The organism is Pseudolysinimonas sp., assembly GCF_039912695.1.
GTDB lineage: Bacteria > Actinomycetota > Actinomycetes > Actinomycetales > Microbacteriaceae > Pseudolysinimonas_A.
The window spans coordinates 14191-33290 of the sequence record NZ_JBDSPJ010000008.1 but is presented as its reverse complement, the minus strand read 5'-3'; the positions used below and the strand labels follow the sequence as shown (position 1 = coordinate 33290).

Annotated in this window: 17 protein-coding genes; 5 read left to right on the top strand and 12 right to left on the bottom strand. The window is 66.6% G+C overall.

What is annotated here, in order from left to right:
* Window position 1: 1 nt before the first annotated feature.
* On the bottom strand, window positions 2-658 hold the full coding sequence (locus ABIR17_RS02520) for a metallophosphoesterase family protein (RefSeq protein ID WP_348002786.1): 657 nt from the start codon (window positions 656-658) through the stop codon (window positions 2-4).
* Window positions 655-1494, bottom strand: a complete 840-nt coding sequence (locus ABIR17_RS02515) for an NAD(P)-dependent oxidoreductase (RefSeq protein WP_348002785.1) — start codon at window positions 1492-1494, stop codon at window positions 655-657. The genes ABIR17_RS02520 and ABIR17_RS02515 overlap by 4 nt, the downstream gene beginning before the upstream one ends.
* A gap of 172 nt (window positions 1495-1666) precedes the next feature.
* On the opposite strand from ABIR17_RS02515, the gene ABIR17_RS02510 reads away from it, so the two are divergent.
* Window positions 1667-4129 carry a VCBS repeat-containing protein gene (locus tag ABIR17_RS02510; RefSeq protein ID WP_348002784.1) on the top strand — a complete coding sequence of 821 codons (2463 nt, stop codon included), beginning with the start codon at window positions 1667-1669 and terminating at the stop codon, window positions 4127-4129.
* Window positions 4130-4147: 18 nt separating this feature from the next.
* Here ABIR17_RS02510 and ABIR17_RS02505 read toward each other — a convergent pair whose 3' ends face one another.
* Window positions 4148-5281 (bottom strand): acyltransferase, encoded by a 1134-nt coding sequence (locus ABIR17_RS02505; protein ID WP_348002783.1) that lies wholly within the window; start codon window positions 5279-5281, stop codon window positions 4148-4150.
* 105 nt (window positions 5282-5386) lie between these two features.
* On the opposite strand from ABIR17_RS02505, the gene hisH reads away from it, so the two are divergent.
* Window positions 5387-5995, top strand: a complete 609-nt coding sequence (gene hisH, locus ABIR17_RS02500; RefSeq protein WP_348002782.1) for an imidazole glycerol phosphate synthase subunit HisH — start codon at window positions 5387-5389, stop codon at window positions 5993-5995.
* Window positions 5992-6753, top strand: a complete 762-nt coding sequence (locus ABIR17_RS02495; RefSeq protein ID WP_348002781.1) for an AglZ/HisF2 family acetamidino modification protein — start codon at window positions 5992-5994, stop codon at window positions 6751-6753. Before hisH ends, ABIR17_RS02495 begins: the two co-directional genes overlap by 4 nt.
* A 3-nt stretch (window positions 6754-6756) precedes the next feature.
* Here ABIR17_RS02495 and ABIR17_RS02490 read toward each other — a convergent pair whose 3' ends face one another.
* From ABIR17_RS02490 to ABIR17_RS02480, 3 genes are read right to left on the bottom strand one after another with little or no spacing between them, the layout of a single operon-like run.
* Window positions 6757-7737 carry a Gfo/Idh/MocA family oxidoreductase gene (locus ABIR17_RS02490; protein WP_348002824.1) on the bottom strand — a complete coding sequence of 327 codons (981 nt, stop codon included), beginning with the start codon at window positions 7735-7737 and terminating at the stop codon, window positions 6757-6759.
* Window positions 7734-8831, bottom strand: a complete 1098-nt coding sequence (locus ABIR17_RS02485) for a DegT/DnrJ/EryC1/StrS family aminotransferase (protein WP_348002780.1) — start codon at window positions 8829-8831, stop codon at window positions 7734-7736. Before ABIR17_RS02485 ends, ABIR17_RS02490 begins: the two co-directional genes overlap by 4 nt.
* On the bottom strand, window positions 8828-9430 hold the full coding sequence (locus ABIR17_RS02480; RefSeq protein ID WP_348002779.1) for an acyltransferase: 603 nt from the start codon (window positions 9428-9430) through the stop codon (window positions 8828-8830). Before ABIR17_RS02480 ends, ABIR17_RS02485 begins: the two co-directional genes overlap by 4 nt.
* 60 nt (window positions 9431-9490) lie before the next feature.
* On the opposite strand from ABIR17_RS02480, the gene ABIR17_RS02475 reads away from it, so the two are divergent.
* The gene (locus tag ABIR17_RS02475) at window positions 9491-10765 is read left to right on the top strand and encodes a polysaccharide biosynthesis protein (RefSeq protein ID WP_348002778.1); all 1275 of its coding nucleotides are present in this window, start codon (window positions 9491-9493) and stop codon (window positions 10763-10765) included.
* On the opposite strand, the gene ABIR17_RS02470 is transcribed toward ABIR17_RS02475, so the two are convergent.
* Window positions 10762-12072, bottom strand: coding sequence for an O-antigen ligase family protein (locus ABIR17_RS02470; RefSeq protein WP_348002777.1), 1311 nt, complete (start codon window positions 12070-12072; stop codon window positions 10762-10764). The two genes, ABIR17_RS02475 and ABIR17_RS02470, sit on opposite strands and share 4 nt — an antisense overlap.
* A gap of 25 nt (window positions 12073-12097) precedes the next feature.
* Window positions 12098-13276 (bottom strand): acyl-CoA dehydrogenase family protein, encoded by a 1179-nt coding sequence (locus tag ABIR17_RS02465; protein WP_348002776.1) that lies wholly within the window; start codon window positions 13274-13276, stop codon window positions 12098-12100.
* An 81-nt stretch (window positions 13277-13357) separates the two neighbouring features.
* On the opposite strand from ABIR17_RS02465, the gene manA reads away from it, so the two are divergent.
* Entirely contained in the window at window positions 13358-14425 is a 1068-nt protein-coding gene (gene manA / locus ABIR17_RS02460) for a mannose-6-phosphate isomerase, class I (RefSeq protein ID WP_348002775.1), read from the top strand.
* On the opposite strand, the gene ABIR17_RS02455 is transcribed toward manA, so the two are convergent.
* The 4 genes from ABIR17_RS02455 to ABIR17_RS02440 are packed head-to-tail and all read right to left on the bottom strand — an operon-like array spanning window position 14422 to window position 18930.
* Window positions 14422-16404 carry an acyltransferase family protein gene (locus ABIR17_RS02455; RefSeq protein ID WP_348002774.1) on the bottom strand — a complete coding sequence of 661 codons (1983 nt, stop codon included), beginning with the start codon at window positions 16402-16404 and terminating at the stop codon, window positions 14422-14424. The genes manA and ABIR17_RS02455 overlap by 4 nt on opposite strands.
* Window positions 16405-16442: 38 nt before the next feature.
* On the bottom strand, window positions 16443-17123 hold the full coding sequence (locus ABIR17_RS02450; RefSeq protein WP_348002773.1) for a metallophosphoesterase family protein: 681 nt from the start codon (window positions 17121-17123) through the stop codon (window positions 16443-16445).
* Complete coding sequence (locus ABIR17_RS02445; RefSeq protein ID WP_348002772.1) at window positions 17120-17914, bottom strand: NAD-dependent epimerase/dehydratase family protein; 795 nt, start codon at window positions 17912-17914, stop codon at window positions 17120-17122. The genes ABIR17_RS02450 and ABIR17_RS02445 overlap by 4 nt, the downstream gene beginning before the upstream one ends.
* The gene (locus ABIR17_RS02440; RefSeq protein WP_348002771.1) at window positions 17911-18930 is read right to left on the bottom strand and encodes an ATP-grasp domain-containing protein; all 1020 of its coding nucleotides are present in this window, start codon (window positions 18928-18930) and stop codon (window positions 17911-17913) included. The genes ABIR17_RS02445 and ABIR17_RS02440 overlap by 4 nt, the downstream gene beginning before the upstream one ends.
* Window positions 18931-19100: the final 170 nt, after the last annotated feature.

Genomic DNA, 19100 nt, shown 5'->3' with positions numbered 1-19100 from the left:
ATCACCGCTCCGCGATCCGTGCGCGTACATCGGGATGCACGTCGGGATACTCCGAGAGGATGGCCCTCCCATCGAGTGCGAACGGGTGCACCTGTACTTCGCCGCTCGCGGAATCCCAGACAGCGTAACAGCCGTGTCCTGTGCCATCGCGGGGCAGCCCGACCGACCCGATGTTAACGAGGGTCGAAGATCCGACCCGACGGATAAAGGGTCGGTGAGTTTGGCCGACGAAAACGAAGGGGTTCGTCAGGTCGCCGATTTCACCATCGGGCGTGTTGGCGTAGAGGCGCCCGAGCAGCGGGTCGCTCGGGCTCCCGTGCACGAGAAGCGCACCGCCCAATTCCGCCGTGAGGGGGAGTTCCTCGAGGTAGGACCGGGCCAGGTCGGGGAGCGACGTGAGCTGCTCGGTGAGGCGGTAGACCTCATCCGCGACGGGGTCGATCGGCAGCACGCCCGTGATCATCGCGTCGTGATTGCCCTGCACTCCGATGTCGGCGGTCGAAAGCAAGATCTCGACGACTTCCGCCCCCGCAGGGAAGTAGCCCACAGCATCGCCGAGGAACGCCCTCACGTCCGCGGAGGCGAACCCAGGCTCCTTGAGAAGTTGGTGGAGCGCGACGGCATTCCCATGCACGTCCGAGAACAGGGCGACTCTCACATCGCCTCGACCAAAGATCGCAGACCTGTCTCTAGGCGGATCGACGGCGACCAGTCGAAGGAGTCCAGTGCAGGACCGAGGTCGTAGTCCGCCCGGAATTGTTCTTGAGGGTCGGGTTCGTCTGCGTACTTGATGGTCGAGTGTGAGCCGCAGATCCTCACGATCAGACGAGCGAGTTCGATCATCGTGACCGGTTCGCCGGAGGCGACGACGACCGGCTCGCCTCCGGCGAACTCAGCGGCGGCGATGGCAGCGGTCGCGATGTCATCCACGTGAACGAAGTCCTGCGTGCGTTCGCCGCTTCCGAAGATGGTGATCGGGTCGCCCGCGCGTGCTGCTTCCACGAACCGCCGCAGGACATTCAGATGCCGCATCCCCGGGCCGTACGGCGAGCTGATTCGGATGCTGCGTGCCCGGTCCGAAAATGCGAGCGTCGTACTTTCCTCGGTGGCGGCCTTCTCCCGCGCGTAGGAGCTGGTCTCGCGCAGCTCCGGAGACTCCAGCGCGACGCTTGACACGTAGACCCAGGCTCCTCCGAAGGAGCGGTAGTGATGGAGCAGTGTGTCGTCGGTGCGGCGGTTGACCGCGGCCGCGGCCTCATCGGACCAGTCGCCCGCGGGGATGCGCGCAGCCGCGTGGATCACGGCGGTGACATCGGAGGGCAGCGAGGACACCGCCGAAGGGTTCCCGAGGTCGCAGCGGACGTCATATGCGCCGGACAGGGCCGGGATCGGCGCGGAATTCCAGACTCGGATGACGTCGTGACCGAGGTCAATGGCCCGCCGTGCGATGGCGCCACCGACGAGGCCCGCCGCTCCGGTAACGAGCAGCTTCACGGCCCCGTGTGTCGACGGCGGGTCAATGCCGACCAGAGAGTCTCCACGGGGTCCCACGATACCGTCGGGCAGGCTCGCCCACTCCCATATCGCTCGACTCGGTCGGCTCTGACTCCGAGATCTCAGCCCATCCTGTACGTATAGTGTTCGGGACGACGACGCGGGGGTGGCGATGACACGGCGGTGGCTTGGGGGCCTGCTCGCTCTCTCCCTCGCGATCCCACTCGGCACCATCATTTCCCCACCGTCGGCGATCGTAGCGCCGACTGTCCTGACCGCTTCACAATTCGATCCCGAGCTGATCATCGCCGACTCGCTGTTCTACGACGCCGCGGCAATGACCGCGTCCGAGATCCAGGACTTCCTGCAAGCCCGCATCGGCACGTGCAGCAACGGTCGCTGCCTCAACGTCGCGGTGATCCCTTACGCGGGACGCGCGCGAGAAGTGTCGTCGACGGGCTCCGGCAAAGTCGTGTGCGACGCAATCCCCGCGGGCGACTATCGCGCCGCCGATCTCATTTACACGGTTCAGGTTGCATGTGGAATTTCGGCAAAGGTCATCCTCGTGACGCTCCAAAAGGAGCAGGGACTCGTCACAAGCAACGCGCCGAGGGACTGGGCTCTTAACCACGCGATGGGCTTGGCCTGCCCCGATACCGCACCCTGCGACGTCGCTTTCGAAGGACTGGGCAAACAGATCGTCTCCGGCACGCGCCAGCTCAAGGCCTACATGGCGAACCGCTTCGCCCGCCAACCTGGGCCGCAATTCGTGCAATATTCGCCGAACGCCTCGTGCGGGGGCACAAATCTCGCGGTCCAGAACTACGCGACGGCCGCCCTCTACAACTACACGCCTTACCAGCCCGACGACGCGGCCCTCGCCAATCTGTATGGCACCGGTGACGAGTGCTCGACGTACGGTAACCGTAACTTCTGGCGCTTCTACACCGAGTGGTTCGGCAACACGCGCGGTGAGGAGTTCATCACGACGACGGCTGGCGCCGACTACCTGATTGCCATCGATGGCAACTGGGAGATGTGGGCCTACCCTCGGAGCGGTCGAGGCAGCTGGAAGCCGCGTGTGAGCCTCGGCCCGGGCTGGGAGGGTATCAAGACGCTCGTCGGGGTGGGCGACTTCGACAACAACGGCTACCGAGACGTCATCGGGGTCGACGGCGGGGGGCATGCCTATTTCTACGCGGGCGACGGCACTCTCGAGTATCCCGTGGTGCGGAGCCTTGCCGTCGATTGGTCGGATGCGGCCTCGATCGTGTACGCGGGCGACTTCAACGGCGATGGTTTCGCCGATGTGTTCACAACGGATTCCGTCGGGCGGCTGTGGCTGTGGCCGGGTATGGGAAACGGCACGTTCGGGTCGCAAATCCAGATAGCGACGGGGTTCAACTCGACGACCCTCCTCGCCGGCCCCGGCGACTTCAACGGTGACGGCTGCGGCGACCTGGTCACGCGTCGTTCCAACGGGGATCTCATGCTCTATCCCGGGGCATGCGACTCCACCTTCAAGCCGCCGATCCGAATCGGCGTCGGATGGAGCGGGATGACGGGCGTCTATTCCGTAGGCGACTTCTCGGGAGACGGCATCCCCGACCTGATCGCGCGGGATGGGGCCGGTGTCCTCTATCTCTTCTCGGGTGTCGGCGCCGGCGCCATCACCTCCTCTGGTGCGATCGGAGTGGGTTGGGACTCGATGCGCGTCATCGTGGGTCCGGGTGACGCTCCTGGCACGCTCAAACCCGTCACGCCAACGCCAACGCCAACGCCGACGCCGACGCCGACTCCGACTCCGACTCCGACGCCGACTCCGACTCCGACGCCTACGCCGACCCCAACACCCGACGCGGTGTCGCCGCAGCCGGGTGGGGCGGGGGACCTCGATGGCGATGGCGACCGTGATGTGCTCGGGGTGACCCCGGCGGGAGACCTACGCCTGTTCCGCGGCGACGGCGAGGGCGGGATGCATCAGGAAATCTCGACTCTCGTCACCGGGTGGGGTGCTGCATCCATGACGGTCACACTTGGTGACTTCACCGGCGACGGCCACCCCGACGTTGGCCGGATCGCGAACGGGATATTCGAGCTCTACCCAGGCGACGGCGCTGGCGGTCTCGGGGCTCCGATCGTAATCGGACGGGATTGGGGCGGGATCAATCGCGCGTTCGGGATGGACTTCGACGGAGATGGCAAGCAGGACGTCGTCGTGCGCGACCAGGCGGGAGACCTCTGGTACTACCGCGGCAACGGCGCTGGGGGATGGCTCTCGAACAACGGCGTGAAGATCGGGATCGGCTGGGCTCCGTTCACCGAGATCTTCAACGCCGGCAACTTCGACGGGTCCGGCGGTGCCGACGTCATCGCCCGAACCGCAGACGGGTCGCTTTGGCTCTACCCGACGAACGGCGCGGGTGTGTGGCAGTCCCCCCGCCTCATCGGAATCGGGTGGTCTAGTTTCGTCACGATCTTCAGCCCGGGAAATTGGGATGGCAAGGGCGGCACCGACGTGCTCGCGCGGCTCCCCGACGGGCGCCTGTTCCTCTACCGCGGAAGCGGAGACGGGTCATGGTTGGGTAACCGCCAGATCGACTCCGGCTGGAACAACATGCGCGGCATCGGCTGAGCCTGACCGCCCTGCGGGTCAGACAATCCCTCGACCGCTCGTGCGGTTGAGGTCGCGACGCTCCTTCCATCCACGGATGGCACGCTCCGCCGGGGTCTCGACCCAGTGATGGATTGCGCCGGCGAGCGCGAGTGCGACTGCGAAGATCCCAGCGCCCCAGACCAAGTTGCTCCAGCCAGGGCCGCGGGGTGCGCCGATTACGTTGAGCACGGCGTACATGACTGTGGCGTGCACCAGGTAGAAGGCGTACGACCAGTTGCCAAGGCGAACCATCACGGGATGCTCGAGCCAGCTCCGTCGCCCTCGGAGGGCATTCCCGGCTATCGCGACGATGAGCAGCGCGCACGCCACGGTCGCGAACTCGTTCGAGAACCGGCCAGCGAGCTCGGACAGCACCCCGAACTCGAGGGAAGGACCGACGGTGAGCCACCCGATGATGGCGGCGAACGCGAGCCAGGCGGCCCAGACGGCGACTCTAGGACGCCATCCTCGCGCGAACGCCCAGGCGATCGCCATGCCGAGTACGAACTCGGGGACGTGTTCGAACGGCAGCGGCACTCCGCTAGCCCAGCCGTCAGGACCCGTCTGCGTGAGTGCCCGGTATCCGAATGCGACGGCGACGGTCACTGCCGCGATGACGAGCGCCCCACGGCGATTCGCGCGGCGCAGGAGTGCTCCCAGGAAAGGGTGGATGGCGTAGAACAGCGCTTCGCAGCTCAGCGTCCACGCCGCCGGGTTGCCGGAGAAGAGGATTTCGGGGTTGCGGCTGAAACCCTGGAGGAGGACGACCGAGAGCAGCAGGATCGGGATGCTGAACGTCTTGACCCAGCTGTGGTCGGGGTCGGCCGACAGCGTGTAGAACACGGGAATCGCGAGCAGAAGCGCGACCATGTGGGACGGCCAGATGCGGGCGAAGCGGCGCAGGTAGAACGTGCTAATGGGCAGAGACGGCCTCATCGACCAGGTCAGAACGAAGCCCGACAACACGAAAAAGAATGTCACGCCGAGAAAGCCAAGCCGGTTTGGCTGGTCGAACGGGTACGGCAGCGACCCGAAAACGGCCATGTGGTAGCCGAATACCCAAAAGGCGGCGAGCCAGCGAAGGCCGGTCAGCGCGTCCAGCCGAGGGCGGGCCACGTCGAGGTCAGTCATCCGCCACAGCCTATCGACCAGGTCGGTCAGCCTCGGCCAGCTCGCGGGGCGCTAGCATCTAAAGCTCGAAGAGTTACCGGCTAGTCCGGAGGCAGGTGGTGGTCGGTGAGTGAGGTCTCGATCATCGACTACGGGCTCGGAAACCTGGGCTCCGTCGCGAACATGCTCAAGCGCGTTGGAGCTGCGTCGCGTCGGGTGAGCACGCCTGCAGAGGTCGCCGCGAGCGAAAGGGTTCTGTTGCCCGGGATCGGAGCCTTCGACGCCGGCATGGATCTCTTGCGAGATCAGGGACTCGTCGAGGCTCTCCGCGACTTCGTGGCAACCGGTCGCCCGATGCTCGGTATCTGCCTCGGGATGCAGCTCCTGCTGGATTCGAGCGAGGAGGGTGTCACGGCCGGCCTTGGCCTCATCCCCGGCGTGAGCCGGCGGTTCAGCGAAGCGAGCGGAATCCGGGTGCCGCACATGGGATGGAACTACGCCAACCCGTCTCGCGACGATCCACTCATCACCGGACTTGCCGACGACAGTCGCTTCTATTTCGTGCACAGCTACCGCGTCGTCCCCGATCGCGACGAGGATGTGCTGGCGACGACGCAGTACGGGGTCCCTTTCGCCTCGATGATCCGCGCGGGTAACGTCATGGGAGCCCAGTTCCATCCTGAGAAGAGCCACGCCTTCGGGATGACCGTCCTCGGCAACTTCGCGCAGCTATGAACGTTTTCCCGCGGGTAATCCCCGTGCTCCTGGTGAGCGATGGATACCTGGTAAAGCCGGTGCGCTTCGCCGGGGACAAGTACGTCGGCGACCCGATCAACGCGGTGCGGATCTTCAACGAGAAGCAGGTCGACGAACTGGTCATCTGCGATATCGACGCTTCGGTGAGGGGTACGGGGGTCAACTACGGGCTCATCGAGGACATCGCGAGTGAAGCGTTTATGCCGGTCGCCTACGGGGGAGGCATCACCTCGGTCGCCGATGCCCGACGCATCACCGGGATCGGCATCGAGAAGGTCGTGCTGAATACCGTCGCCTTCACGCGACCCGAGTCGATCACCGAGATCTCGACGGCCCTCGGCGCGTCCAGCACAGTCGTGAGCATCGACGCGAAGAAGAGGATGACCGGCGGCTGGGACACCTTCATCCGTCGCGCTTCGAAGCGCGTGGGGCTTACGCCCGCCGAGGCCGCTCTCCGCGCTCAAGAGCTGGGCGCGGGGGAGATCATCGTGTCCTCGATTGACCGCGAGGGCACCTTCAGCGGCTACGACCTCAAGCTCGTCGAGTCCGTGGCGTCCGCAGTCACGGTCCCTGTCGTCGCGCTAGGCGGGGCCTCCGCCTTCGACGACTTCCGCACCGCGCTCGAAGCTGGTGCCTCCGCTGTCGCGGCCGGCAGCATGTTCGTGCTTAACGGCAAACACCGGGCCGTGCTCATCTCCTACCCGGCCCCCGAGCAGGTGCGGTCGCTCGGGATCTGACGCTCATTCGAGTCGGGTCGACAGCCCGTCCGCGAGCATCCGCTCGGCGATCTCGACGACGCGTGCACCCTCCTCGAGGGTGACGATGCCGCGGGGCTCACCAGCGAGTACCGAGTCGCGGAACGCTTCGTGCTCGGCGAGCAGAGGCTCCTTGCGATCGAGCGCGTACCGCGTCGAGTCGCCCTCCGAGACGCCGCGGAACTCGCCCGGGTCCCACGAGACCTCGATGCGGCCGTTCTCGTAGTAGGTGAGGTTGGCGTTGAGCGTGTCGGCGACGAGTACGCCGTTCTCGCCGGTGATGACCGTCAGGCGCTCTTTGAACGGGGTGAGCCAGTTCACGACGTGTGAGGTGATCGTTCCGTCGCTCAGGGTGCCTACGGCGAGCACCATGTCTTCGTGCGGGCGCCCACTTCGGTGCGCGGTGCGGGCGTTGACCGAAACGAACTCGTGCTGGGCGACCCAGGCCGTGAGATCGATGTCGTGCGACGCGAGATCCTTGATGACGCCGACGTCGGCGATGCGCCCCGGGAATGGACCTTGCCGCCGCGTCGCGATCTGGTAGATCTCGCCGAGCATCCCGTCTTCGAGGCGCTGCCGGGCGCCCTGCAACGCAGGGTTGTACCGCTCAATGTGGCCGACGCCGCCGATCAGTCCCTTGGCGGCGAACAAGTCGCGCAGCGTGCGCGAGTCTTCGGCGGTCGAGGCAACCGGCTTCTCGATGAGGGCGTGGATTCCGGCCTCCGCGAGACGCGTGCCGATCTCCATGTGAAAGACGGTCGGAGCCGCGACGACCGCGTAATCGATGCCGATCGCAATCAGGTCTTCGAGATCGTGAACGACCGGGCGGCCCTCGACCGACTCGGGCACGTTCGGCGCCGGGTCGGAGATGCCGACAAACTCGACACCGGAGAGGGAGCCGAGCACCCGCGCGTGGTTGCGACCCATCACCCCGAGACCGACGAGACCGGCCCGAAGCGACATCAGGAGCCCGCCTTCGCGAGCGCGTTCACGGCTTCGACGATGCGCTCGAGGTCGCCCTGGCTCAGTGACGGGTGCACCGGGAGTGAGACGACCTCGCGCGCGGCACGCTCCGTTTCAGGCAGATCGAGCCCGGGCGCATAGGAAGCGAGTGACGGGAGCCGATGGTTCGGGATCGGGTAGTAGACGCCGCTGCCGATCTGGTGCTCTTCACGGAGCGCGGTGACGAACGCGTCGCGGCCCTCGGGCACACGGATCGTGTACTGGTGGTAAACGTGCTCGGCGCCCGGCATCACGGGCGGCACGACTACGCCGGAGAGGTGCGCGTCGAGGAACGCGGCGTTGGCCTGCCGAGTCGCCGTCCAGGCATCCACCTTGGTGAGCTGCACGCGACCGATCGCGGCGTGGATGTCGGTCATGCGCGCGTTGAAGCCGACGACCTCGTTCTCGTACTGCTTCTCCATGCCCTGATTGCGGAACAGCCGCACGCGGCGCGCGAACTCCTCGGTCGAGACGGTGACCATCCCGCCTTCGCCACTCGTCATGTTCTTGGTGGGGTAGAGGCTGAACATCGCGAACTCCCCGAACGTGCCGACCGACCGGCCGTCGAGCTTCGCGCCGTGGGCCTGGGCCGCATCCTCGTAGATCGCGATGCCGTGACGTTTCGCGATCTCACCCAGCTCCGTCATCCGGCCCGGGTGACCGTAGAGATGCACGGGCATGATGCCCTTGGTGCGCGGAGTAATCGCGGCTTCGACCGAGGCGGGATCGAGGGTGAAGGTCGCGGGCTCAATGTCGGCGAACACCGGGGTGGCCCCGGTAAGTGCGACCGAGTTGCCGGTCGCGGCGAACGTGAAGGACGGCACGATGACCTCGTCGCCGGGTCCGACTCCGACGGCCAGCAGGCCGAGGTGCAGGCCCGCAGTACCCGAATTCACGGCGACCGTGGGACGACCGTCGACGAAGTGTGCGGCGAACTCGCGCTCGAAAGCGGCGACCTCGGGGCCTTGCGCGACCATGCCGCTGCGCATGACCCGCGTTACCGCGTCGATCTCGTCTTCGCCGATGATGGGCTTGGCCGGGGGGATGAAGTCGTTCATGAATCAGCCTCTTTCAGGGCGCCATTGGTCTCGAGGTAGCGTTCGCCGGTCTGCGGGCAGATCCACTCGTCGTTCGGCGCGGACTCAAGCGGAACTCCGGCCTTGCCCACCCAGCCGACCCGGCGTGCCGGGCTGCCCACGACGAGGGCGAAGTCGGGAACGTCTTTGACCACGACGGCGCCGGATCCGACCAGGGCCCAACGCCCGATCGTGACGGGAGCCACGCAGGTCGCACTCGCGCCGATCGAGGCACCTTCGTGGATGGTGACGCCGACCGGCTCCCAGTCGTGGGCCGACTTCAGCGATCCGTCGCCGTTGATGGCGCGCGGGAAATGGTCGTTGGTGAGCACGACGGCCGGTCCGATGAAGACGCCGTTGCCGAGCTTCGCGGGTTCGTAGACCAGCGCGTAGTTCTGCACCTTGCAGTTGTCGCCGAGTTCGACGCCGGTGCCGATGTAGGCCCCGCGACCGATGATGCAGTTGCGCCCGAGGCGCGCACCTTCGCGCACCTGGGCGTAGTGCCAAACCTTCGAACCCTCACCGATGACCGCCGAGTCGGCAACATCGGCGGTGGGATGCGCGACAGACACACCGGCCATGTTATCCGGTCACTTCGGGCCTCTCCGGCACGGCCGGGTCGGACGGCTACGCTGTGGACGGTGAGGGACGACGGCGCTCAACCTGCCGACGGCGACCTCGATCACCGTCGCAGCGAGAACGGCGGCTTCATGCGCCGCGTGGTCGCTTTCGCGGGATTGCCGTTCCTCTCCCTGGTCACACCCTTCCTCTTCCTGCCGCTGCTCTCCCGTCTGGCGGGGGCCGACTCTTGGCTGGCGATCGCCGTCGGGCAGTCGGCCGGAGCGTTTGCCGCACTCTTCATATCGCTCGGCTACAACACCGTCGGGCCCACGATGGTGGCTCGTGCCCAGCCGGGGGATCGTGCAGATGTTCTGCGCGAAAGCCTTCCGGTTCGGCTCGTGATGTTCCTGCCGTTCACCGCGGCAGCCGTGGTTGTCGCGTCGATGGTGGCACCTCCCGGTCATGTGCTCGAATCCGCTCTGATGACGGTCGCGCTCGCCGTGAGCGGGCTCTCCGCCGCCTGGTACATGGTCGGCGTTGGCAAGGCCGGTCTGCTGGTGCGCTATGAGATCGCACCTCGGATGGTGGCCACCCTCGCCGCGGCGGCGCTGCTGGTGACCACCGGCGTCGTGTTCTGGTATCCGCTCCTGCTGATCGTCGCCTCACTCGTCAGCACGGCCATCTTCACGGTCCGCACGATCGGCGGGTTACGGGACCATCGGGGGGCGCGCGGTGAGGTCGGACGGATGCTGCGCCGCAACGGTTCGGCGATGGCGATCGAGGTCGCCGGGGGTGCGTACAACGCCCTGGCTGTGACGTTCGTCAGCGCAATGGCCACCGTCGCCCAAGCCGCGACCTACGTCTCGGGCGACAAGTTCTACCGGATGAGTCAGTACGCCGCGTCGGCGCTCGGCAACGCGGCTCAGGGCTGGGTGGTGGAGGCCGGGCACGCCCGCTTCCCGCCACGAGCACGTCTCGCGGTGTTAGCCCACCTCGGACTCGGGGTGATGGGATTCGTGGCCTTCGCTACTCTCGGCCCGCTCTTGACCTCGCTGCTCTTCGGACCCGCCGTGGCGATCGACGAGTTCACTGCCCTGGGGTTCGGGGTCGCAACTCTGGGGATCGCGGTCGGCACCGCCCTCGGCCGCGTCATTCTCGTTGCGCTGGGCGCCCGTCGCGACTTTCTGGTGTGCGTCATCCTGGGGGCGACCGCCGGGGTGCCGGCCATTCTGGTGCTCGCCGGGCTGTTCGGCGCGGCGGGCGGTGCTTGGGGCCTCGCGATCGGCGAGATGGTCTCGGTGACCGCTCAGACCATCTTCGTCATCCGGCGCTGGTCGCGCGCTACGACCGTTTAGAGAGAGCGCGTCGCGACCGGAGCGGTGATCGGCGCCCCGCCACTGTCGCCGCGAGCCCAACGATTCGTCGCCGTTCGAATGCTGACGATCACCAGAAGGGCCCAGCCGATCTCGATCAGCAGTCGGCTCTCAGCGAGAGACTGCACGAGCAGTGCGGTAACGATTGCCAACGGCAGGAGAGCATTCGCGCGCGGTCCATCGAGGGCGTATGACCAGCTACGCATGATGGTGGTGAGCACATACAGCCCCATCACGACGAGCCCAATGATCCCGAGCTGCAAGAAGATGTCGAGCCAGGCGTTGTGGGCCTGCAGATAGGTGACGCCGTTGAACACCGCGAGGTGACGGAACGGTTCCACCCAGGGCGCCCAATAGCTCACCCACCCCCAGCCCGCGACAGGGTGTTCGATGGCGAGATTCGCGACCGACGCCCAGATGTCGAGCCGGTGGGAGAGGTCATCGCTCTTGCCCAGCAGGTCGAGCAGGGGCTCGCGGAATGCCACGGCGGTCGCGACGACGGCCGCAAGGAACGGGACGAACGCGACGAGCGTGATCGTTCGCCGTCGACCCGAGCCGCGACGAGCGAACCACGCGACGAGGGTGACAACCCCGACCGCGACGGTTGCGATCAGCACGGTGCTCGACCGGGTCAGGAGCAGCACCGCGACGCCGACGATCGACCAGAAGATCAGGCCGAGGCGGTTGCCGCGTCCGGCGATCGACCGCGCGAAGCCGACGATGAGGGCGATCAGGGCGGTAATCGCCAGGAGGTTCGCGTTGCCTTGGATGCCCTGAATGCGACCGCCGTCGAACAGCAGCGCCTGCGACCAGTAGAACGCCGCGGGGATGATCGGCAGCGAGTGGTAGTTGACGAAGAACGGCAGCATGGGGTAGCCGACGAAGACCTCAACGTAGAGCTCGAAGAGGAGCGAGACGCCGAGGATGAAACGTGTCGTGAATACGAGGGCATCGACAATTTGGTCCCACGTGAAGCAGGTCGCGAGGAACACCGCGAACGTCGTCGTGACGGCCATCGCGACGACGCCGATCACGCTCTCGAATCGATAATTCGACCAGGCGATCGAAAGCGCCATCAGGGCGAGGGTGGCCAGGAGCAGGATGGGCAGCCGGCGCAGGTCGATGCGGCTGCGTACCAGCTCAATGATTCCGAGCACGGTGAGGATCAGGACGATCGCACCCCAGCCCCACCAGGTGAGCATGTAACGCCAGGTGTCACCCGACATCAGCGTGAAGATACCGGCAATGGCCAGCGTGCGGCGGTATGCGCTCGCCCCGGCCGTGGTCATTCGCTCAGGTTAGCGGTCCTGGGTTTCAGACGAACGCAGCTTTGCCGGTAATCGCGCGACCGACGATGAGGGTGTTCATCTCCCGGGTTCCTTCGTACGAGTACAGCGCCTCGGCATCCGCGAAGTGCCGCATCACGTCGTAGTCGAGCACGATGCCGTTGCCGCCCATGCTCTCTCGTGCCCAGGCCACGGTTTCGCGCATCCGCGAGGTGGTGAACTCTTTCGCGAGCGCCGCGTGCTCATCTCTCTGGATGCCCTCATCGAGCATTGCCGAGACCCGCGTGCAGAGCGCGATCGACGAGGTGATGTTGCCGAGCATTTTCGCGTAGTGCTCCTGGATGAGCTGGTGACCGTCGATCGTCTTGCCGAATTGGATGCGCTCCGACCCGTACTTCACGGCGGCCTCGTAGGCGCCGATCGAGTTTCCGACGGCAGCCCAGGCAACCTCGGCGCGAGTGAGACGCAGCACGGCGGCCGTGTCGCGGAACGAGTTGCCGTTCTGCAGGCGGTTCGCCTCGGGAACCCGCACCTTGTCGAGGGTGATGTCGGCGTTCTGCACGATCCGAAGCGCCTGCTTGTTTTCGATTTTGGATGCCGACCAGCCGGGCGTCGACGTCGGAACCAGGAAACCCTTCACCTGACCGTCTTCGGAACTCTTCGCCCAGACGATCGAGTGCGACGCAATCGTGCCGTTGCCGATCCAACGCTTGGAACCGCTGATCACCCAGTCATCACCATCGCGCTCCGCGACCGTGCGAAGTCCCTGAGCGGAGTCGGAGCCCGACAGTGGCTCGGTGAGGGCGAAGCATCCCAACCATTCGCCGGTCGCGAACTTGGGCAGCCATTCGGCGCGCTGTTCGGTCGAGCCGGCGACCCCGATGGCTCCCATCACGAGGCCGTTCTGCATGCCGACGAGTGTCGCGACCGAGGCGTCGACGCGCGCGAGTTCGAGGGCGACCCAGCCCCGGAAGACCGCAGTGTTCTCGAAAGGGCGGGTCTCTTCCCACGGCATCCCGAAGATGCCGAGATCGGCGAGACCCTTCACCAACATCATCGGAAACTCCGCCCGAGCCCAGTGGTCGTTGACGATCGGCTTGACCTCGGTTTCGAGCCAGTGCCGCAATTTCACCAGCAGCTCCTTCTCGTTGTCGGCGAGTCCGTTCTCGAAGCCGTAGAAGTCGCTGGTGAGCGTGCTGAATTCCATATCCGGAGCCTACGAGCCTGCGCGTGGCGTGGCCTATGCCGTTGGTACTTTGGTGCAAGAGCGGCGGGATGGAGGTGTGCGATGTTCGTGGAGATCACCAATGAACCGCGCGATTACACGTGGGGTTCTACCACGGCCATCGCCGAGCTGCAGGGTCGGGCACCGTCTGGGCGCCCCGAAGCCGAGCTCTGGTTTGGCACGCACCCGGGCTCGCCGTCGCGTCTGGTCGGCCGGGAAGGGTCGCTGAGGGATGTCGTCGGCGACCTGCCGTTCCTGATGAAGATCCTCGCTGCCGCGTCATCACTGTCTCTTCAGGCCCATCCCACGACCGAGCAGGCGCAGGACGGTTTCGCACGCGAGAACGCCGCGGGTATCCCGCTCGATGCGCCGAATCGCAACTACAAAGATCCGTATGCCAAGCCTGAGATGATCTACGCGCTGAGTGACCGGTTTCGCGCGTTGTGCGGGTTTCGCCCCGTCGCCGAGACCCGTGCCGTGTTGGCTGCTGGTGGGGTCGGGCACCTCCTCCCGGGGCTGCGTTGGGATGCCGATATCCGCCCGGTCTTCGAGTGGCTGCTGTCGGGGACCCCGGAGGTTGCGAGTGTGGTGGGCGAGGTATCGGCGGCCGCCGCTGGGGCTACGGGCGAGTCGTGGCGCACCGTGCGTGAGCTCGTCCAGGCGTTCCCGGGCGACCCGGGGATCGCGATCTCGCTGCTGCTGCACACCGTCGTGTTGCGGCGGGGCGAGGCGCTCTATCTGCCGGCGGGAAACATCCACGCGTATCAGGAAGGGCTCGGGATCGAGCTGATGGGCCCGTCCGACAACGTGCTGCGCGGCGGTCTCACCCCCAAGCACGTGGATGTCGCCGAACTGGTGGCGGTGCTGGACTTCCGGGCGTCCGCGGCCCCGAGACTCCTTCCGAAGGTCCAAGGTGGGGTGTCTACCTTCGCCCCGCCGGGAGCGGGCTGGCAGCTCAGGATTCTCAGTGCAGGGGCTTCGGCAGCTGTCGAGGCGCCTGCGATCGTGGTTGCAATCGGGCCTACGAAAGTTGCTGGGCAGCGGTTGCGACCTGGCTCCGGGTGGGTGTTAACCGACGGCTCCACCGAGGTGGTGGCCGAGGGGCTCGTCGCGATCGCTTCGCCGCTCTAGCCGAGGAGGCCGAGCCGGGCAAGCTCGCGGGCGAGCGCGGGTTCGAGAGTTCGGCCGTAGGTGGCCGTGAGGTGGTGCCGATCGCGATAGACCAAGACATTGCCGACGACGACTGGGCACGTCGCGGGGAGGCAGATCGCGTCGGACAGGTCGATCAGCGCAGTGTCAGACTCCTGTGCCGCGATCACGATCGGGTCCGGATGCACGTCGAGCACCTCCGCGCGCACACCCGCACAGCGGTCGGGGTCGTTGGGCGACTCTGAGACGCACGCGGGCACGTCCTGGGGGAAGTACGGGGTGTCGCGAAACGCCCCAACTCGAATACCGGCGCTAGCCAGTCGATCCCAGACGTCGATGTAGCCGTGGACGAAGGCATCCAGATCATCCACGTGGTAGTCGATGGTCTCGTAGCCGTCCGGGGTGAGACCGCCGACCAGCACGACATCTGGTTTCTCGCGCACGAGCAAGTTGATGGCATTCTCCCGCCAGAGGGCGCACTGACCGTCGTCGCCGATCCCTGGCACGTCGACCTGGGTCGGGGCGAGCGGGCAGGAGGGGCGGACCAGGGTCTCGATGCGCCAGCCCTGCCGGGTGCCGAACAGGTCGAGGGTCGGCAGCCATTGCCAGGCGTGCGAGTCGCCGGCAAGCACGAGAACCCGGTCCGCGTCGACGTCTCCGTAGGCGCACGGGACCGGGTCGACCGCGGGCCGCAGGCATCGCAAGTCAGGACCCGGGTCGCCGTAGTCGTCGACCGCCACGCGCACGTCGGGGACCATCGTCGCCTCGGGCACGAGCGCCGCCGCGCCAGGATCGAGTGCGAGGGCGCCGGGGTGATCGGGATCAAGCGCGGTCTCGAGCTGGCTCCGTAGCACGGCCGTGGAAACGACGACCGGGGTCGCGATCGCGGGGCCGAGAAGCGCGCAGGTCGCCACGAGGGCCAGAGCCGGGCGGAGCGGGAGGCGACGGCGAAGGGGGTCGTCGATCCAGCGCAGGGAGACCGACGAGATCACGAGCGTCGCGACGAGGATCGCGATCACCGACAGCGGTCCCGCAGGATGGCCGGATAGCGATACGAGCAGCACCAGGATCGGCCAGTGCCAAAGGTAGATCTCGTACGAACGATCGCCGATCCAGGTGAGCGGTCGCACGGACAGCGCGCGCCCCGTCGCCGTCGCCGAGTCGCCCGCGCCCGCGACCAGGACGGCGCACGTGCCGAGCACCGGGGCGAGCGCTGGCAGCCCCGGATGCGTGGCCGGGTCGAGCAGGAACGCGCTCGCCACGATCGCCGCGAGACCGCTCGCGGCGAGCACCTCACGGGCGGCGCTGCGCAGGGGCGGACTCGGGAACAGCGCCAGCAGCGCCCCGGCCCCGAACTGCCAGATCCGCCCCGGGGTTGCGAGATAGGTCGCGCTCGGCCATCCGAAGCCGACCGTCACGGTCGCCGCGAGGCTCAGGATGGCGATGACCCCCACGATGACAGTCGTCAGTCTGCGCCGGCCCGCAAGCCGGGTGAGACCCACGAGTGCGAACAGCGCGACCCAGAGCAGGTAGGTCTGCCATTCGACCGAGAGCGACCAGAAGTGCTGCACGGCGCTCGGGGAGTGATCCGCCGAATACTCCCGCCCGGTGACGATGAGGAACCAGTTCTCGACCTGGAGGCTCGACGCGATCACTTGGGTCGCGAGGTCGTTCCAGCGGCTCCGCGGCAGGACGATGAGGCCCGCGAGAAGCGTCGCGGCGAGCGCGATCCCGGCTGCGGGCAGCAGGCGGCGAGCACGGCGCACCAGGAAGCGGCCCAGACCGCGCAGGGTGCCGCCGCCGTCAACCAGGAGACTCGTGACGAGGAACCCCGAGAGCACGAAAAACACGTCCACGCCGACGAAGCCCGCCGGAACCGCTCCTGGAGCCAGGTGGTAGCCGAGCACGAGCAGCACAGCCACGGCGCGGACTCCCTGGATGTCGTCACGCCGGCGCGACATCTCGCGCGCCGGCCGTCCACCCGAGGACATGGTGCTCGTCAGTTCGCCGAGAACGGACGGAAACCGGGAAGCGGGTCGCTCGTGATCCAACGCTCCTTGCTCTCGTAGTACGCGAGACACTCCTCCGGGTAGTCGCGCCGTCGCATTTCCGCGATCACGAGGTCGATGTCGTGGCGCAGAGCGCGGGGCTCGAACGTCATCGTGTCGGTCTCCAGCAGGAGGTAGTTGGCGATATTGATATACCGGCGGTTCTGCCCGACGCTTCCCGGGTTAACCAGCCGGAAACCCGAGTCCTCGACCACGAACTGGTGATGAGAGTGCCCGATCACAGAGTCGGCGGTCAGGGTAAGGACAGAATCCGGGTAGACGTAGCGATCGTCGATCGTGTGGCGGAACTCGAAGCCGTAGAGTTCGGCCGTCGTCGGGAGGTCGCGGATGATGTCCTGCCGAGTGAAGGCCGGATAACAGTGGTCGAAGAACGCGCGGGCGATCGGGTTCGTGCCCGGGTACGCGCCGGTCGAAAACGCCACCTCGTGGTTGCCCGCCAGGTACACGCTGTTCTTCAGCGCGGCGACCACGTCCACGCACTCGTCCGACCATGGCCCGTAGTTGACGACGTCGCCGAGACACACGTAACCGTCGACTTCGCCCGCGTCGCCGATCACTGCCTCGAGCGCCGGCAAATTCCCATGCACGTCGCTGAACACCGCGATCCTCATGAGAGGAGACGCTCCAGGTAGTCGGCCACGGCGTCCTCCCATCGAGGGCCGACGAGGCCGATCGCCGTGACGTCGCGGAGATCGAAGTCCGCAAGCACGGGCGCGGCCGGGGACGTTGCGGGCCGGTCGGCAATCTCGAGCTGTGGGAGTCGCGCGGCTAGATGCCGCGCGACATCGAGGAACGAGGTGCGGCGTCCGGTCGCGAGGTTCACGGTCGGTCCCGCCGGAAGCGATCCCACCGCCATGCGGTGAAGGTACCCGGCGGCGGCGTGCAGCGGCAGGAAATCGCGTGCGGCGGCACCGCCGTCGGTCAGGGTCACACGGCCCGTGGTCGCCGCGTCGCTCACAAGTTGCGAGAGTCCATCGCGGGTGGGATTGCCGTAGAAGAGCGTCGACATCCGAATCGAGTAGGCCGTCTCGAGGCTCGAGTCGAGCACGGCGCGCTCGGCGAGGTACTTCGATCGCGCGTACGGTCCCAAGCTGTCGAGCGGTGCATAGGAACGCGAATCGCCAAGGTCGAGGTAGCTCATGCTGCCGATCGAGAGCAGTCGCGCGCCCGGGTTCCATCGCTCCAGGAGTGTCACGATGCGCGCCGTGAGCCCGAGATTCGCTGTCAGAAGCTCCTCCTGCGAGTCGGCCCGGATGAGGGCGGCGTTGTGCACCACAACCTCAGCCTGCTCGAGTGCCGGAATGAGGTCGTCGTCCGCGAGAGAACGCGCGGACACGACCCGTCCGCCGAACTGCGCGACGTAGGCCTCCGCGAGGGCGCCACCCCCCGTGAGGAGCGTCATAGGGGTGTCGGAGCCGGGCGGCGGAGCCGGCCGCTGCTGCGCAACTCCTCGATGAGAGTGTTCTCGACGACCAGCTCCTTCCAGTAGCGGAGCACCGTCTGCTCGGTGACCTCGAACACGGGGTCGACACCGCTCACGAGGAAATCGAGGATCGCCTTCGGCTCGTTGAATCCGGAGAGGGCGCGGGCACCCGTCGTCCCCGAGCAGCGGGCGTTGATCTCGAACACGTAGATGAGGCCGTCGCGTACTCGGAGCTGGACGTTGCACGCCCCGAACGGCCCGAGCGCCTGGACCAGCCGGCCCACCTCGGCTTCGATCGACACATCACGCACCGTGAAGCACTTGTAGGTGTCGCCGTCCCGGAGGATTCGGCGCATAACGATCACGCCACGGCAGGTGCCGTCGAGGGTGACGGAGCCGCACGTGTATTCGTCGCCTTCGATGTACTCCTGAGCGATGTACGCGGTCAGATCGACGCCGCGGAAGCTCAGGCTGTCGACTTCGTGCCGGTCGCGCACGATATAGAGGTTCAGCGATCGCGATCCCCCGACGCGTTCCTTGAGCACCATTGGGTAGTCGAGGTCCACCTCGTCGAACGGTGTCGCGCTGAGATCGACGGTGCGGGGGACCAGGGCACCGAGCGCCGTCAGCTCGGTGTAGGTGAGCTGCTTGTCGTTACTCAACGCGACGACCTCGGGCCTGCTGACCACGACCGTGATGCCCTCGGCCGCGAAGCGGTCGCGGCTGCGACTCAGGATCTCGAGTTCCGCGTCGAGCCCCGGGAACAGCACCGTGCAGCCCTCGTCCTGGCAGATGCGGATGAGTTCCTCGACGTAGTCGGGCGCGGTCGCGTACGGGATCAACCGGGCGGTCTGCGCGCTGTACAACCCGGTTGCGAGGATTTCGCCGTCAAGTGCCACGACCTCGTACTCAGTGCCCTGAAGCGCCTTGATGATGCTTTGTCCGACTCCGCCGCCGACGCCTGTGACAGCGACCCTGGTCTTCGTACGCTCCACGATCGCTTAGCCTAGTGGCGGCGTCCAATAGCCCCCGCGAGGTCGAGGAACGTCCGGATCTTGCCGAGTGTCGTGCCCGCAGAACTCTGCGTGTACCCGGGTAGATCTGGCGATGCGGACCGGTCTCGCGTGACCCAGGAGGGCTGCCAGGTTCGCTCCAGGGCTACTAC

Excerpts from the sequence above, each read along its gene's own strand:
- ABIR17_RS02470 (WP_348002777.1), bottom strand. The coding sequence starts at position 12,072 with ATGACCACGGCCGGGGCGAGCGCATACCGCCGCACGCTGGCCATTGCC.
- manA (WP_348002775.1), top strand. The coding sequence starts at position 13,358 with ATGTTCGTGGAGATCACCAATGAACCGCGCGATTACACGTGGGGTTCT.
- ABIR17_RS02505 (WP_348002783.1), bottom strand. The coding sequence starts at position 5,281 with ATGACTGACCTCGACGTGGCCCGCCCTCGGCTGGACGCGCTGACCGGC.
- ABIR17_RS02485 (WP_348002780.1), bottom strand. The coding sequence starts at position 8,831 with ATGAACGACTTCATCCCCCCGGCCAAGCCCATCATCGGCGAAGACGAG.
- ABIR17_RS02450 (WP_348002773.1), bottom strand. The coding sequence starts at position 17,123 with ATGAGGATCGCGGTGTTCAGCGACGTGCATGGGAATTTGCCGGCGCTC.
- ABIR17_RS02465 (WP_348002776.1), bottom strand. The coding sequence starts at position 13,276 with ATGGAATTCAGCACGCTCACCAGCGACTTCTACGGCTTCGAGAACGGA.
- ABIR17_RS02445 (WP_348002772.1), bottom strand. The coding sequence starts at position 17,914 with ATGACGCTCCTCACGGGGGGTGGCGCCCTCGCGGAGGCCTACGTCGCG.
- ABIR17_RS02495 (WP_348002781.1), top strand. The coding sequence starts at position 5,992 with ATGAACGTTTTCCCGCGGGTAATCCCCGTGCTCCTGGTGAGCGATGGA.
- ABIR17_RS02510 (WP_348002784.1), top strand. The coding sequence starts at position 1,667 with ATGACACGGCGGTGGCTTGGGGGCCTGCTCGCTCTCTCCCTCGCGATC.
- ABIR17_RS02480 (WP_348002779.1), bottom strand. The coding sequence starts at position 9,430 with ATGGCCGGTGTGTCTGTCGCGCATCCCACCGCCGATGTTGCCGACTCG.
- ABIR17_RS02455 (WP_348002774.1), bottom strand. The coding sequence starts at position 16,404 with ATGTCGCGCCGGCGTGACGACATCCAGGGAGTCCGCGCCGTGGCTGTG.